Origin of the sequence: Actinospica acidithermotolerans, assembly GCF_018139625.1 — a bacterium.
GTDB lineage: Bacteria > Actinomycetota > Actinomycetes > Streptomycetales > Catenulisporaceae > Actinospica > Actinospica acidithermotolerans.
Genome location: NZ_JAGSOH010000379.1, coordinates 1 through 414, shown reverse-complemented (window position 1 = coordinate 414; position 414 = coordinate 1). Strand labels below are relative to the sequence as shown.

Annotated in this window: 1 protein-coding gene; it reads left to right on the top strand. The window is 32.6% G+C overall.

Annotated features, from left to right (window positions below):
* A partial coding sequence (locus KDK95_RS39030; RefSeq protein ID WP_212522666.1) for a substrate-binding domain-containing protein occupies nucleotides 1-414 on the top strand: 414 nt, incomplete at both ends.

Below are 414 nucleotides of genomic sequence, written 5' to 3'. Positions count from 1 at the left end.
ACTATCAACCGAATCAATTTGCTCAAAGTTTAAGAGCGAGACAAACACACCTTATTGGTGCCATTATACCTAGAATGAATTCATATGCAGTAGATGAAACAATCAAAGGATTGGCAAAACAATGCCAAAAATATGAATCACAATTAATTTTAAATTACACAGGATTAAATATCGAAGCAGAAATACAAGCGCTTGAAACATTAGCACGCAGTAAAGTAGATGGTATTGTTTTAATGGCTACAGACATAACAGAGAGACATATAGAAGTCATTAATAAAATGAATGTACCAATCGTAATTGTTGGTCAACAACATGAACAACTTCATAGTATTGTGCATGATGATTATAAAGCAGGTCAAATTATAGGTGAATGGATTGGTCAACAGGGATATCAACAAATTGAATTGTTTAGTG